This window comes from Nitrospirota bacterium, from assembly GCA_016194305.1.
Taxonomy (GTDB): Bacteria; Nitrospirota; Nitrospiria; order JACQBW01; family JACQBW01; genus JACQBW01.
Map to the genome: position 1 here is coordinate 109809 of JACQBW010000007.1, position 14484 is coordinate 124292.

The 14484-nt window shown below is 45.9% G+C and carries 14 protein-coding genes, 2 tRNA genes and 1 other RNA gene; 5 read left to right on the forward strand and 12 right to left on the reverse strand.

From position 1 onward, the window contains the following. Both HY200_02950 and HY200_02955 read right to left on the reverse strand, forming a co-directional pair. Positions 1-3120, reverse strand: a complete 3120-nt coding sequence (locus HY200_02950; GenBank protein MBI3593894.1) for an Ig-like domain-containing protein — start codon at positions 3118-3120, stop codon at positions 1-3. Between the two features lie 182 nt (positions 3121-3302). Beyond that, the gene (locus HY200_02955; GenBank protein ID MBI3593895.1) at positions 3303-4481 is read right to left on the reverse strand and encodes a DNA recombination protein RmuC; all 1179 of its coding nucleotides are present in this window, start codon (positions 4479-4481) and stop codon (positions 3303-3305) included. Positions 4482-4586: 105 nt separating this feature from the next. On the opposite strand from HY200_02955, the gene HY200_02960 reads away from it, so the two are divergent. The 5 genes from HY200_02960 to HY200_02980 all read left to right on the forward strand — a co-directional run bounded on the left by HY200_02960 (position 4587) and on the right by HY200_02980 (position 9021). Further along, a complete protein-coding gene (locus HY200_02960) occupies positions 4587-5342 on the forward strand; it encodes a glycerophosphodiester phosphodiesterase (GenBank protein MBI3593896.1) in 756 nt (251 codons plus the stop codon). Between the two features lie 39 nt (positions 5343-5381). Continuing rightward, positions 5382-6845, forward strand: coding sequence for a hypothetical protein (locus tag HY200_02965; GenBank protein ID MBI3593897.1), 1464 nt, complete (start codon positions 5382-5384; stop codon positions 6843-6845). 35 nt (positions 6846-6880) lie between these two features. Beyond that, complete coding sequence (locus HY200_02970) at positions 6881-7114, forward strand: glutathione S-transferase N-terminal domain-containing protein (protein ID MBI3593898.1); 234 nt, start codon at positions 6881-6883, stop codon at positions 7112-7114. 15 nt (positions 7115-7129) lie between these two features. Next, positions 7130-8224 carry a KamA family radical SAM protein gene (locus tag HY200_02975; protein ID MBI3593899.1) on the forward strand — a complete coding sequence of 365 codons (1095 nt, stop codon included), beginning with the start codon at positions 7130-7132 and terminating at the stop codon, positions 8222-8224. 110 nt (positions 8225-8334) lie between these two features. After that, the gene (locus tag HY200_02980; protein MBI3593900.1) at positions 8335-9021 is read left to right on the forward strand and encodes an SUMF1/EgtB/PvdO family nonheme iron enzyme; all 687 of its coding nucleotides are present in this window, start codon (positions 8335-8337) and stop codon (positions 9019-9021) included. A 35-nt stretch (positions 9022-9056) separates the two neighbouring features. Here the strand turns inward: HY200_02980 and HY200_02985 are convergent, their stop codons facing one another. The 10 genes from HY200_02985 to HY200_03030 all read right to left on the reverse strand — a co-directional run bounded on the left by HY200_02985 (position 9057) and on the right by HY200_03030 (position 14331). Beyond that, on the reverse strand, positions 9057-9419 hold the full coding sequence (locus HY200_02985; protein MBI3593901.1) for a PilZ domain-containing protein: 363 nt from the start codon (positions 9417-9419) through the stop codon (positions 9057-9059). A gap of 165 nt (positions 9420-9584) precedes the next feature. Beyond that, on the reverse strand, positions 9585-10112 hold the full coding sequence (locus HY200_02990) for a phospholipase D family protein (GenBank protein ID MBI3593902.1): 528 nt from the start codon (positions 10110-10112) through the stop codon (positions 9585-9587). A 37-nt stretch (positions 10113-10149) separates the two neighbouring features. After that, a tRNA-Asn gene (locus HY200_02995) sits at positions 10150-10222 on the reverse strand. Then, a complete protein-coding gene (locus HY200_03000) occupies positions 10185-10844 on the reverse strand; it encodes a GTPase domain-containing protein (protein MBI3593903.1) in 660 nt (219 codons plus the stop codon). Before HY200_03000 ends, HY200_02995 begins: the two co-directional genes overlap by 38 nt. Before the next feature lie 23 nt (positions 10845-10867). Further along, a complete protein-coding gene (locus HY200_03005; protein MBI3593904.1) occupies positions 10868-11362 on the reverse strand; it encodes a roadblock/LC7 domain-containing protein in 495 nt (164 codons plus the stop codon). 76 nt (positions 11363-11438) lie between these two features. Beyond that, a complete protein-coding gene (recR, locus tag HY200_03010) occupies positions 11439-12035 on the reverse strand; it encodes a recombination protein RecR (protein ID MBI3593905.1) in 597 nt (198 codons plus the stop codon). Beyond that, positions 12035-12340 (reverse strand): YbaB/EbfC family nucleoid-associated protein, encoded by a 306-nt coding sequence (locus HY200_03015; GenBank protein MBI3593906.1) that lies wholly within the window; start codon positions 12338-12340, stop codon positions 12035-12037. Before HY200_03015 ends, recR begins: the two co-directional genes overlap by 1 nt. Before the next feature lie 30 nt (positions 12341-12370). Then, positions 12371-14029, reverse strand: a complete 1659-nt coding sequence (gene dnaX, locus HY200_03020) for a DNA polymerase III subunit gamma/tau (protein ID MBI3593907.1) — start codon at positions 14027-14029, stop codon at positions 12371-12373. Between the two features lie 48 nt (positions 14030-14077). Further along, positions 14078-14176, reverse strand: an RNA gene (gene ffs / locus HY200_03025) — signal recognition particle sRNA small type. Positions 14177-14239: 63 nt separating this feature from the next. Further along, positions 14240-14331, reverse strand: a tRNA-Ser gene (locus tag HY200_03030). Between the last annotated feature and the right edge of the window lie 153 nt (positions 14332-14484).

Genomic DNA, 14484 nt, shown 5'->3' on the forward strand with positions numbered 1-14484 from the left:
TCACCTCGTTATATCGAGCGCCAACGATTCAGGAAATCTTAAAGGGAAGGTTGTCACATTGTTATTATTCTCGGAGAGATAGTCCGAGATAAACGCCTGACCGTTCACAGTGGAAGCCTGCTTGATTGTAAGGAGTGAAGAAATGTTGTTGTATAAACCAAGATTTGCAACATAAATTTGATCCGCCGAAAAATCTATAACCAGAGAAGAGGGACCATCGAGCGAATGAACGACATCAACCGTATTATAAATCGTCCGGTCCGGGGGGCTATTGCAAACGTTTGAACCTTGAGATACCGGGACGCAGTTTTGAGGATGATTGAAAACCAGAATATTGTTAAATCCCTGATTGGCCACATAAAGCTGATCTTTAACGGGATCCATATAAAGTCCCGTCGGAATAAAGATGTTGGTTTGGTTCCCATTGATGGTCGTTGTCGCGGGGACGGAGCCGGTTAAAGTGGAGCCATTTTTAAATATGGCGATAAATCCCGGACTATCAGCCTTCGATTGGCTCCGGTTCGAGACCAAAATAAGATCTCTCGGCTGATTAATCGTTATCCCTCCTTCATCGACCCAGATGCCGGATGGTGAATCCAGGTCTGAACTTCGAATCACCCTCACGCCTGGGGCCCCTTCATCCATACTGCAGGTGATGCTTCCGGAAGGAGGCGAGCATTGTGCGAGATCAAATACGACGACGGCAAATTGATTTGTCGAATCCTTTCGGGAATTGACGACGTAAATCCATTCCCGGGACTGACTGGTATCAACAAAGATTCCAAATGGCCCCTTGAGGGCAGAACTGGCAATAATCTTTTGAACCGAACTGTAGGCGTTTCCGCTTATCCCGCTCGCATTATCAAATATCATAATCGAATCATTTGAGAAATTGGTGACATAGAGACGATCTCTCGGCACGCCGTAGGGATCCGGCGTGTTATTCAGAAAAATGCCGGCCGGGCCCATCATAGCGGGACTGATCCTGCGTGCGGATGAAAATACGCACTGATAAGGAGGCGCGGTTCCGATACATTGACCATAATTCTGACTGACCTGATCAAACAAGAGAATCTGATCCCATCCTTGATTGACCAGATAAAGGTTATCCTGACCGGACACGTCTCCTACGGCCAATCCCGCGGCTTTCCTAATTTCGTAGTTCAATCCGTAAATTTCCTGATTGGGAAGCGTGTCGACATGCACGGTCGTCGTCTGAAACAGGGGATTGGGTGTAAAAACCTCCACTTTATTGCCCGAATAATCAGAAACGTAGAGAGAGGGAGTACTGCTACTGCCTGCAATCGTGGTGACCATCTGAATCGGCCAGACAAACCCTGTTTTGGTTCCGGCAAGATATTGGGTTCCCGAACTGCTTGAAGTACAATTGGCCGCTGACGGGAGAGACTGAACGCCATTACCCAGAAGGCTGACTTTACAAATCGCCACAATTCCCGAATAGATCGTCGAACCGGGCGATCCCAGGCTGGAGCAATAGGAAAGCCCTGATGCCGGACACCCTGCATTGGCCACATAAAGGATATCCGTCGAGGGTTCAAACCAAAGCCCGGAGGGTGAATTGAAACCCGAGATGGTTTTAAGAGCGGTGTAGTTCTGGGTCGTAAACGGGGTTGACCCGTCAAAGACGACGACCGTCGTCCCGGGTATGATGTCAGGATTGTACGCTTGTGCAAAGGTATCCCAGTAACGAAAACCGTGAATATAATTCGAAACATATAAAAGTTTATTGTTGGAATCATAGACGATTCCAAAGGGAGCCGTCAATTCGGCGCTCACTATTTTAGCCGTTGGGCTGACCGAACAGGTTCCATTGGTACTCATTGCAAGAATATAGGCGTTGCAGGAGGAGGTCACCTGATTATAAATGGTAATATTATTGCCTGCAAAATTGGCGACGAAGAGGGTGTCTTGACCTGAGGAAGCATCAATAAAAATTCCAATCGGACCATCCAATTTACTGTCCGATCCCAGGAGGCCGTCATTGAAGAGTATCCGATCCGGCTTCTGGTCTCGTCCCGGAAGTTGACTGGGTGAAGTCACATTGTCATAAACAGAAATCTTGCTGGATCCGTTTTGACAGTTCGACTGATCCAGCGACTCGATCAAGGTGGGTACCTGGACAGTTCTGCAAGATGAAATATAGAGCCTGGTGTGAGTCTGATCGTAAAATAGGCCATAGGGATTTTCCAGTTTATTCTGGGAGGCTTTAATTGAACGGACCGGCGTTGACACCACGCCTAATTTTGAAGGACTATCAAATCCAAGAATTTCATTGTTATTAAAATTGGCCACGTAGAGCTTCCCCTTCTTGGTCGTCGCACTGACTTGAACCAGATTGGAGTCTTCATTTCCCGCCATATCCAGTACTCTGACTAAAATGTAATACCGCGTATCGGGTTTAAGCGGCTTTAAAACAAAGTTATAATTTCCATTCGAGTCAATCGTCGCGGAAGGATTGACGATAATGGGGACAAACCGTGTCGAACAGGTATTCAAATTGATCGAATAACAGATTCCGTAAATGAGTTGATTGGCCGGCGTACCTCCCGGACTATCCACGGCAGGACCCCAGGTCAATTTTAGAGATCCCATATCGACCCCCTCTGCCGAAAGGGCCCCTCCAAACGTGGGAGGAATGATATCGATCGAGTTATTGGTGGAAAATGACCAGCTTCGATACTGCGTCACGCCTCCTCCCCCCTGAGCCTTGATTCCTCCTCCTAAAACCACCGTATAAAAAACATTGGTATTAAGATAAACGGGAGGCGTGTTTAGAAAACTTTGAGGGGTCAATGTCAGGATTGAAATACCGCTTTCCGGATAAGGGGCATAGTCAATTTTCAAAGGGACCGGGTTCCCGACGCCGTCCAATAAGCTAACCAGGTCTGGGCGGATTGAACTCGGGTCAAGCTGGGAACCAAAGAAAAGCTGAATTTTGGTGTTGACAGGCACGTTCGTCTGGCCTGGGCCTGGAGTTCTATTGTAGGTCAGTTCCAGGACATTCTCCTTTCCAGTCCTGGAATAACATCCCGAAAGCAGGACGATTAGAATGATGACAATATACCGGTACCTGTTTCTGGAATGACAAATAGTAATCAATCAAGCCTCTGCAAGAATTTCGTCATGAATATAAGCAAAATACATACCTTCTCATTTTATCATTTTTTAATAATATTCACAGATATTTCAATGAGTTGGATAAAAAATAGTTTCGTCTGGCATACATACAGAGGAGAAAGGATAACTTTTTTTCTCTTTTCGGGACGATCGATGCTATGGAATCACTCGTGTGGCACTTTAGGACCAAAAAGAGCGTCCCCTGGGTCTCTCTCGTTAATCGTTTTTCCATCAACGAAGCTCTTCTTTTCAAGCGGAATTTCAATCTCATTCAATTTATCCTGAAACCGGTCCGATTTCCTCAAGGATTCTTCGTATTTTGACTTTGCCGAGTTGAGATGTTTTCCGAGTACTTCAAAATCCTCCCTGAATTTTATAAAATCAATTCTCAGCCGGGAAAGGTAGTCCGACATTTCACGCGAAGACTTTTCCAAATGGATTCCTTTCAGGCCAAGCAAAATGGCCTGAAGATAGGTATACAGGCTGTTCGGAGAGACCGGAATCACTTTTTTTGACAGGGAGTAGGCCGATAAAGATTTCTCGAAATCGCTCCCCTCTTCTCTGATAATCGTCTCATAATAGACGTTTTCGGCAGGTATATACATCAATGCAAATTCAAAAGTTTTCTCGTCCGGCAGGATATATTTTGAAGAAATCTGGTCGACATGCCTTTTGATATCCTGATTAAATTTTTTCCGATACCCTTTCTTTTCTTCCTCAGCCGACGAAGCGTCGGTCATTCTCCTGAAATTTTCAAGCGGAAATTTTGCATCAACGGGCACGCCCCCCTGTCCGAGGTGAATAAGCGCGTCTACGATCTCTCCGTTCTTAAACATATATTGAAGCGTATACGAAGTCGCAGGGAGAATCTGACCCAATAACTCCCCCAGCAGGAATTCCCCCAAAGACCCCCTTAATTTGGGCGCTTTCAACAACTCTTGAAGCGTGGCGATGTTTCTTCCCACTTCATAAACCTTTTGCGTCGCCGTCGACAGGGCGCCCAAATTGTGCTGAACTTCATTGACCATCTGGGAGGCATGGTCAAAACGCATCCCGATCTGACCGGAGGCGCTCTGAACCTGTTCTCCCAGCCGGCTGATCTCCTGGGTGAATTGCAGTGAATGACGGGTGAGCTGTTCATGAATATGGGTCAATGTCTGGGAAAGCTGGACGGACATCTCATTTCGGGCTGCATGGATCTGCTCTTGAAGACCCTGGGAGGATTTTGGCCGTGACCGGTATTGAAAATAGAGGAGGGCGAACAGGCTAAAGGCAACTGCTGAAAAAAGGAGGCCGGAAATGAATTCAATCAAATGGGATGTCTCGCTGAATAAGTCACGCAATGCGTTCTTCTTTAAAGGAATTAGTCGAAATGATACTGTTTGTCAATTCATTTCTACTTGAAAGATGGATAATCCCGTTTTTTTCTAGTAAAATCCGATCACGAAATGACACTCATCCCATTTAAACGACTGGCTCAGTCCAATTTGATCATCGGACACCGCGGTGCATCCGGTTATGCTCCTGAAAATACGTTAGCCTCTTTTAACGAAGCGGTTAAAAGACAGGCCGATATGATTGAACTCGACATTCAATTGACTGCCGATCATCACTGGGTCGTCATTCACGATCTCAATCTCAAGCGCACTTGCGGCGTATCAAAAAAAGTTCGTATTACGCCTCTGTCTTTAATCAAGACCCTGGATGCGGGATCATGGTTCTCCGCAGTATTTTCGGGAGAAAGGGTCTTAACGCTCGAAGAGCTGCTTGCATGGGCCAAGAATAAAATCAATCTCAATATCGAGATAAAAGGAAAACTCCCTAAAAGAATCGGTAGCATTCCGACGCTTTTGGCAAAAATCTCCAAAAATCAGATGACGAAAAATGTGATTCTCTCCTCTTTTAACTGGAAAGTCTTGAGGGAAATCCGCCATTTTCATCGAACGATTCCGATTGGAATCCTGGTCAATCGGGAGCCGCATTTCCTTTATCTAAGGGAAGCCCTTGATTTAAAAGCTTTTTCGATTCACCTCCCGAAACATAGAATGAAGAAAGGCCTGAGCAGTAAGATTCACGATCACAAATTAAAGATCTTTCTTTACACGGTAAACCGGGCGGATGAAATAAAGGCCTATTCTGCACTTGGAGCGGACGGTTTTTTTTCCGACTACCCCGGTTTAATCCGATACGAAAGACCCATATAAATAGTTGAAGAGTAGTCAGACCCATGTTATTATTTTTTTATGATACCCAAGATTGCGGTGCCATCTCTTGAAGAACCTCCATCAATTGCCAGTCTCCCCGACGAACCTCAATTAATAAACCGGTGCCATGAACTTGTCGCCGGCATGGGACAACTTCAATTTCCTCTCACTTTCAGGGTTTCTCCGGAACCCTTCCCACTATCGTCCATAGAAATTGCCCTCCTCGAAAAATTGGGGCCTTCCTTACTCAATTTTTATAAAGTCCAGAACCGATGTTATTATGAAAGTGTAAAGGGAATCCTTCCTCAATGGGTCTCGCAATATCTCGATCTCGGCAAACCGCAGCATATTGTCGAATTCGGCAGAATGAACCGGATGAAGAGCGCACTCCCGGGCGTCATCCGTCCGGACCTCATCCTCACAGCGGATGGCATGTTTATCTCAGAACTCGATTCCGTGCCGGGTGGAATTGGCTTGACCCATTTGCTCAATATTTTATATGGCAAACTCGGCTATTCGACAGTCGGTGGTCATCGTGGAATGACCGAGGGATTTATAAAGATGGTCCGATCCCTGATTCCAGAAACGGCTGACCGGGAAGAGGTGCGTCTTGGGTTGGTCGTTTCTCAAGAATCGGAAGACTATCTTGCGGAGATGGACTTTTTTGTAAAAGAACTGAATCGTCCCGGTTTCTCGGCTCATCTCTGCCGGCCTGAGGAGCTTTTTTATACTGAAGAGGGTCCTTTTTTTAAAAAAGGGGAAACGCTACTTCCCTTTTCGGCGATTTACCGTTTTCTTGAACTTTTCGATTTCAAAAATATTCCAAAAATGGACCTTCTTTTTTACGCTTCCAAAAAGGGAAAAACGACGGTAACCCCTCCATTCAAGGCCTTTTTGGAAGAGAAACTCTGGTTCGCTCTATTCCACCACCCTGTTTTGAGATTTTTCTGGGAAAAAGAGCTCGGAGAAGAAAGTTACTATTTTCTAAAACCTCTAATACCCCAGACCTGGGTACTTGATCCCAGAGAACTTCCTCCTTACGGCCTCATACCTGATTTATATTTCCGGAATAAACCGGTCACCCGGTGGGAGGAACTCTTTGAAGCGGGTCAAAAGGAGCGGCGTTTCGTTCTTAAACCTTCCGGATTTTCAGAATTGGCTTGGGGTGCGCGCGGCGTGAGAATCGGACATGACCTTTCCGGCCAGGAATGGCGATCGGCCCTGGAGCAGGCACTTGCGTCCTATCCCAACGGTCCGTACCTCCTTCAGGAATTTCATTCCGGCAAAAGAGTGGATGTGAACTATTATGACCGGTCGGCCGAATCGGTCGTGAACATGTCCGGACGGACCCGGCTTTCGCCTTATTATTTTACCTCCAAAGAAGGTGTACACTTGGGGGGAATACTTGCCACAACCTGCCCTGCGAATAAGAAAATTATCCATGGAATGTCGGATGCTGTGATGGCGCCCTGTCGAGTCGATCAAAATAACTCTGTAGGGTAAGAAAACAATCAAGATTCCTGTTTGGGGAGGAAATCATGAAACTTTATGATTTGGATTCATGTCCATTCTGCGAACTGGTCAGGGATAAATTGGAAGAGTTAAATCTTTCTTACGAAAAGATTCCGGTTCCCTCAACCCGGAATCTCCGGACGGAAGTTTATGAAGTTTCAGGACAGTACCTGGTTCCCGTTCTCGTCGATGGCGAGACGGTTCTAGATGATGAAGAAAAGATCATTCAGTATCTTGAAAAACAATATGGGAAGAAATAGAAAGAATTGATGACTATGAATCCAAACGACCAGTGGAAAAAAGATCTGAAAGAAAGTGTCGAAACCATCGACGATCTCCTGGAGCACCTCCCATTCCTCGAAAACAAAGAGGAACTTAAGGAACTGATTGAACGCTATCCGATGCGGATTACCCCCTATTTCCTGAAGCTTATGAAAGAAAAAGGGGATCCGATCATCAGGCAGGTTCTTCCCTCCCTGGAAGAATCGCAATTTTCCCCTTCCTGCGTCGATGATCCCCTGGGAGAAGGTCATGACTCTCCTGTTCCCAATCTGGTTCATCGGTATCCCGATCGGGTTCTTCTTTATTTAACAAGCCAGTGTCCCGTTTACTGCCGTTTCTGCACAAGAAAAAGGTTTGTCGGCGAATCTGGATTTATTCCAAAAGGGGTGCTGGATGGTTGGGTGAGCTATCTCAAAGAACATATCGAGGTTCGTGACATTATCATGTCGGGAGGAGATCCTCTCCTGCTTACGGATGAATATCTTGAAAATGTTTTAAGCCGTCTCAGGGACATTTCCCATATTGAAATTATCCGGATCGGCACCCGGGTACCCGGGACCCTCCCCTCCCGGATTACTGAAAAACTCTGCCAGATGTTAAAGAAATATCATCCTTTTTACATGAACCTTCACTTTAATCATCCCGACGAGATTACCGCTGAAGTCAAAGAAGCCTGCGGAAAACTGGCCGATGCAGGAATTCCTCTCGGCGGACACACGGTCCTTTTAAAAGGCATCAATGACAATCCGGAAGTCATGAAATCTTTAATGAAGAAATTATTGGCTATTCGCGTCAAACCGTACTACCTCTACCAGGCGGATCTCGTCTCGGGGACGGACCATTTTAGAACGACCGTCGATGCCGGTTTGGAAATTATGACATCGCTCCGCGGACATATTTCCGGAATGGCCGTTCCCCACTATGTCATTGACGCGCCGGGCGGTGGTGGAAAAATAGCCGTTCTCCCTGAAGATGTTCTGATTCGAAAAGATGCCAAACAGGTGATCGTCAAAAACTATGAAAACAAGATATTCATTTATCCGCAGCCCGAAGAGCAAACGCTCACCTCTCCTGTCGTGAAACCTTGATTTTTTTCAAGATTGCACCGCTGATTCTTTTTTATTTTCTGCTGGGTTGTCCCGCCCAAAAACTAAATCCTCCGGAGGGAATGGTTTTAGTGCCCGAAGGGGAATTTATAATGGGAAGTGACAAAATTGATACCGAAGGGACTTCCACGGAATTTGGTATGCGGAGGCCTCTGTTCGTCGATGAGCATCCCCAGAGAAGCGTTTATCTTCCCTCCTTTTTTATCGATCAAATTGAAGTGACTCATGCTCAGTACAAGCTGTTTGTCGATGCGACGCAATCGCTGCCGCCTCGATCCTGGCCCAATGGTCTCTTTCCTTCCGGACGTGCCAATTATCCGGTCACCACCGTGAGCTGGTACGATGCTGAACGGTATTGTCACTGGATAAAAAAAAGACTGCCCACAGAAGCGGAGTGGGAAAAGGCAGCAAGGGGAACAGATGGCCGTGAATACGCATGGGGAAACGAGTACCTAAAAGAAAATGCAAATATGGGTGACTCCGGAATAGGTGGATTGACTCCCGTCGGAAGCTACGAAAAAGGGAAAAGTCCTTACGGAGCCTATGATATGACCGGGAATGCATGGGAATGGACTTCAGACTGGTACCAGCCCTACCCCGGCTCAGTATACAAAAGTGAAGATTTTGGAGAAAAGAATAAAGTCCTCAGGGGCGGGAGTTTCGGGGGGGTGGGGCATTACACCCTGAAGTATTTCTACCGGACATCCTATCGCTTTTTTTCAGAACCCCAGAGCTCTTATCAGGATGTAGGTTTTCGTTGTGCAAGATCACCGGGTTAGTCGGGCAGATATTTTCCGACGCACTTAATTTGGAATTAATTGGTCGTCAGATATTGACTTAATTTTTTCTCCTGAATCTGCAAAAAATCATAAAGATGCGGTTGCTCTTCAGAGCTGATCTGTTTGTCAAATTCAATTCCCACGACACCGAATTCGTTATGCCGATCATGGTTTCGGACGACACCACTGATTGTATAATTTAAGGTGCTTGCTCCTGAAAAACTGATAATCTGCAAGATAACCGCTGTTTTCGCCTGGACCTTTTCTTTGGTATAAATGCCGACTCCTCCAAGTGAAATGAGCTCAATCATCCCTGAGAATTGCGATTCCTTGCCTGGAATCTTAACAACCACCAGTCCGGACATGGGGAAGCGTGGATTCTTTCTGATGTTAGGCATCTTTCGCTCTCCTTCAACAGTCGTTCATGCTTGACTCGTACTTACCGCCACAATCAGGCTAGAATTTAGCGATTATTGAATCAATTGTCAATCATCAAAACCGGGCGAGGAATGCAAACAGACTCATCCTCTGGCCCGCGATGACCGGTTGAGGCGTTCAAGCCGTCATTGTCCGGTATAGCTTTCCGAATGTCTTCTATGTTGTTTCCAGTTTTCCAGGTACTTTCTTGCAATAAATTTATGATGGAGGATCAACAGATTTCCTCCATTGTTCTCCAGAGAAATTTTCGAAAAATTGATGGATCCGGTCATAATTGTTTCCTCATCAATTAATATGACTTTATCGTCAGCCATAGAATGTGCAGAGTCGATATAGACCGGTATTCCCTTATTGGCTAGAAGATCTCCCGAAGAGTATTTTGCAGATCGGGCACTCTTATCTAAAATAATTTCGATATGAACTCCTCTTTTCGACGCTCTTAGCAGGGCATTTGCAATCTGTGAAGAGGTAAAGGAATAAGCCTGTAAAAAAATAGAATGTTTTGCCGTTTCAATCAGTATGACGATTTGATCTGCGCAATTTTCATCAGGAGTGAAACAGACCTGCCAAAGTGTTTCATCGGCAGAGGACCGGTGCATCGTCGCACAGGATAAAAGGAGGAAGAAACTCAATAGACCGAGAAACAATCTCATAGGGTGAATCTTGCTGACTAAAACATCGCTAAATAGACTCCCCGGGACGGATTCGAACCGCCGACACGGTGGTTAACAGCCACCTGCTCTACCGACTGAGCTACCGGGGAATAGTGGAAATGCATAAAGATAGAGGATGACTGATTGGGTTCTAAAAAGAAAGAAAATGTACCATATCTTGGCAATTTCTTTGAGGGTTTCGAATACACCCGTTCCGGTCATTGCAACCGCCTCAAAATAAGGGGCTCCTTTTGGATTCAGGACTTTCTGTAACTCCTCAAGGGGAATGACGTTGGGAAGATCGCGTTTATTATATTGAATGACATAGGGAATGGTACCAAGATTAAAACCATGTTCGGCAAGATTTTTTTGCAGGTTTTGAAGCGATTCGATGTTAGCTTCCATTCGCTCAACCTGGGAATCCGCTACAAAAACAACACCATCTACTCCTCGCAAGATCAATTTTCGGCTTGCGTCATAAAAGACCTGTCCTGGCACCGTATACAGATGAAACCTCACTTTAAATCCGCGAATCGAACCCAGTGAGAGCGGAAGAAAGTCAAAAAAGAGTGTTCTCTCCGTTTCGGTCGCAAGAGAAATCATCTTCCCTTTATTGTCGGGATCGGTTTTCTTGTAGACAAACTGGAGGTTGGTCGTTTTTCCGCATAACCCGGGGCCATAATAAACAATCTTGCAATTTATTTCGCGGGCAGAATAATTAATAAACGACATAGAAAAAAGTCCTTATATAAAAATTATCCAAATAATTTTTCAATATCATCTTCGGTTATTTCGGCAAAGGGAGACTTCGATGTCTGTTTGGAATTCTTGTCCTTTTCCGATTTCTTAAATATATCTTCAAAAATGGGCCCAAGCGAATCGACCGCCTTTTTAACCCTGAGACGAACGATTCCAAGAGCAGACCGACTGTCGAATATGGTGACCAGAATGATACGCGTCCCGACCAGGGCAATATGAATATTGTCCTTTTCACCTTCATGAAACAAAATTGAAAACTCTTTCTCTCCCAGGAGCTGGGCCATTCCGGCTGTTGCAGCGATATTGCCGGCCGTTAGTGACGCAAGCGCAGTCGTATCAATTCCTTTGGTCTGACCGGCCGACGCAATCATCTGCCCATTCTTGTCAACCAGGAAGATAACTTTTCCATTTACTTGTTCAATCAACTTCTGTAACTCGGCCTCGACAAGCTTAAAAGCTTCGTCGTTCATGACCATATTTAGACCTGCCACGGCGCTCCTTAGTAAAAGAAAGTTGTCATCATAAAATATACAAGATTTTCACCTATTTGGCAAACAAGGGGAATTATCAGAGCTCCCGTCTTCCTTCAATAGATTTGATCAAGCTCACTTCATCCGCAAATTCCAGGTCAATTCCAACCGGAATCCCCATGGCAATTCGCGACACTTTGATCCCGAGCGGCCTTATTTTTTTTGAGAGATACAGCGCGGTAGCTTCCCCATCGAGGTTCGGGCTGGTTGCGACAATGACCTCCTTGATTTCCTGGTTGGCAAGCCTGTCCATGAGCTCCTTCAGATAAAGATCATCTGGCGTAATTCCATCCAGCGGCGATATCAGGCCGAGCAGAACATGATAAAGACCTCGGTATTCACCACTTTTTTCAATGGCAAAAACCGTACTGGGTTCTTCAACAACGACCACTTTACTCCTGTCTCTCTGGGGATTGGAACAGATCGTACAAAGTTCATTCTCCGAGATGTTCCGGCATCTCGAGCAGAAAATAAGTTTTTCCTTGATATCAAAAATCGCCTGACCTATTTCGCGAGCCTCCTTATGGGACATTTTCAGTAACGCAAAAGCATGTCGCTGGGCGGTTTTTTGTCCAACACTCGGAAGCTTCATGAGCTGCTTGATGAGATGGGCAAAAATTCCTTTTTGATCCATTAAAACATTCCGGGAATATTGAGTCCCCCTGTCAGTCCTTTCATTTCGTCTGCCATCATTTCCCGGCTCTTTTTTAACGCTTCATTGACGGCGGCCAGAACAAGATCCTGCAACATTTCGATATCTTCCGGATTGACAACTTGTCGATCAAATTTGATCGAAAGGAGTTCCTGACGACCATTGGCCACGACCGTAACCATGCCTCCGCCCGCAGTCGCTTCTATTGTCTTTTTTCCCGCTTCTTCCTGAGCTTTGCCCATTTTTTCCTGAAGGGCCTGGGCCTGACGCATCATGTCTCCCAGCATTTTTTTATTGAACATGAATCAACTCCTTGTTTATGCGAGGTCCCTGACTTCGACGATTTTTCCACCCAGCGAATCCTGGATTTTCTGCACGAGAGAAGAACCTTCTCCTCTCTTCGTAATAACGGCCTGTCCCAGATTGAAATTTCTGTCGGATTCCTTGACTCCCACAATCTGAACGGAAACCGGTTTTTTTAAAATACCTTCACAGAACTCGGCCAGCGTTTTCAGACATTCTTCCTTTTTTAAAAAAGAAATAAAGGGTGAATTCTCGGGGTAACCGATTCTAATGATGTTTTTCTCCTCGGCAATCCATAAACCCTGTTTCAAATAGGATTCGAAGTTGGGCTTTTTTTCTTTAAGCTCCTGCAATAAACGTGTCCAGAGATCCTGAGACTCGTCATCCCGAGGTTTTACAACGGACGTTTCAATATTCGAAGGGTTCACAGGGGCATTCGCCTGGCTTGGCATCTGCTCCGGTCTCTCTGCACGTGAAACCGGAGTTTGGGACAATCCCGGTCGGGTGTCGGTTTCCACCGGAAAGCTTTTCAACTGATCCGAGATTTTATGCACCCGTTCAATCAATTTTTGTATCGGTTCCAGCGGGACCAGCGACGCTGCCTGAATGAAGGCCACTTCAATAATCAAGTAAGGCTGTGAGGAAAAACGGATATCTTCCTCCACCTGGGTGAAAATTCTGAAAAATCTCTGGATCTGGTCTTCCGAGAAAAGAGGGGTCAACCGAGCAAGATCTGAGATCTCCTCTTCGGGAAGGTCTAGAAAATCTTTAGGATCAGGCATGATCTTCATCATGAGCAGACTTCTCAGATGATGGATCCATTCTTGACAGAAGTATTTCAAGTCGTATCCTCCGTCGAATATCCTGCGGAGCAGAGCCATTGTGTCGGAAACTCTCTTGTCTGAAAGCGCCTCTGTTAAGTCGAACAGAATTTTCGTATCGACCACACCCAGGATTGCACGGATGTCGTCGTCATTCACCATTGTTCCGCTGAAAGAGACAATCTGATCCAGAATGCTTAAAGAATCCCTCATGCTCCCGTTTGCAGATTTGGCCACAATCAATAGGCCTTTTTCGGATATCTTAATATTTTCATCATGCGCAATGCGATTAAGCTGGTTCATCATCTCAAGCCGGGTGATCTTTTTGAAATGAAATTGTTGGCAGCGGGAAAGGATCGTGGAAGGTATTTTGTGAAGCTCGGTTGTTGCCATGACAAAAATGGTGTTGGGAGGAGGCTCTTCAAGCGTCTTTAAAAGCGCATTAAAAGCCTCGGTCGTCAACATATGGACTTCGTCAATAATGTAGATCTTATACTTCCCTTTTAACGGGGCATATTTGATCTGATCTTTGAGCTCCCGAATATTGTCGATGCCCCTATTGGATGCTCCGTCGATTTCAAGGACGTCAACCGATATTCCAGCGGCAATCTCCTTGCAGAGAAAGCATTCACCGCAGGGATGGATGGTAGGCCCTTTCTCACAATTGACCGCTTTCGCCAACAACCTCGCCATAGAGGTCTTTCCGACCCCTCTCGCTCCGGCAAAGAGATACGCATGTGCCAGACGGTTATTTTGAATGGCATTCAACAATGTCCGGGCTACCGGCGTCTGTCCGACCAACTCCTCAAATGTCTTGGGACGCCATTTTCTGGCAAATACCTGATAACTCATGGTCTGGGCGCTCTGTCAGCTTTTGGAAAGGATTATAAATTTAAATGGAGAGGTCAGGCGATCTGCGGCGCACAGAAGTTGTTATTTACCGCTGCTTCCTTCCGGACCTGACGGGGTTCATAATTTCCTGTCGCACAGAACCCGGCCTCCCCATTTAAAAATACATGCCTGATGGCTTCAAATTCCCCGCACCTATCCCGTTTCCCCTAACGGAGAGAGGGGGATTTGAACCCCCGAAACAGCTTTTGGCCGTTTACACGATTTCCAGTCGTGCTCCTTCAGCCGGACTCGGACATCTCTCCTATTTGAATTGGGGCCCGTCCGGGTATACTTCGTGAAATCCTCCGATGTCCAAAACCCGCACTCGCCCAGGCAAAGCCTGCTGCTCGTTTAATCTAATCAAGCTAAACCATGTTGCCCGACAGGTGAATATAACAAAGTGAATTTACCGCGTC

Excerpts from the sequence above, each read along its gene's own strand:
- dnaX (MBI3593907.1), bottom strand. The coding sequence starts at position 14,029 with ATGAGTTATCAGGTATTTGCCAGAAAATGGCGTCCCAAGACATTTGAG.
- HY200_02985 (MBI3593901.1), bottom strand. The coding sequence starts at position 9,419 with ATGCCTAACATCAGAAAGAATCCACGCTTCCCCATGTCCGGACTGGTG.
- HY200_02965 (MBI3593897.1), top strand. The coding sequence starts at position 5,382 with ATGATACCCAAGATTGCGGTGCCATCTCTTGAAGAACCTCCATCAATT.
- recR (MBI3593905.1), bottom strand. The coding sequence starts at position 12,035 with ATGGATCAAAAAGGAATTTTTGCCCATCTCATCAAGCAGCTCATGAAG.
- HY200_02970 (MBI3593898.1), top strand. The coding sequence starts at position 6,881 with ATGAAACTTTATGATTTGGATTCATGTCCATTCTGCGAACTGGTCAGG.
- HY200_02960 (MBI3593896.1), top strand. The coding sequence starts at position 4,587 with ATGACACTCATCCCATTTAAACGACTGGCTCAGTCCAATTTGATCATC.
- HY200_02975 (MBI3593899.1), top strand. The coding sequence starts at position 7,130 with ATGAATCCAAACGACCAGTGGAAAAAAGATCTGAAAGAAAGTGTCGAA.
- HY200_03015 (MBI3593906.1), bottom strand. The coding sequence starts at position 12,340 with ATGCTGGGAGACATGATGCGTCAGGCCCAGGCCCTTCAGGAAAAAATG.
- HY200_02990 (MBI3593902.1), bottom strand. The coding sequence starts at position 10,112 with ATGAGATTGTTTCTCGGTCTATTGAGTTTCTTCCTCCTTTTATCCTGT.
- HY200_02980 (MBI3593900.1), top strand. The coding sequence starts at position 8,335 with ATGGGAAGTGACAAAATTGATACCGAAGGGACTTCCACGGAATTTGGT.
- HY200_03000 (MBI3593903.1), bottom strand. The coding sequence starts at position 10,844 with ATGTCGTTTATTAATTATTCTGCCCGCGAAATAAATTGCAAGATTGTT.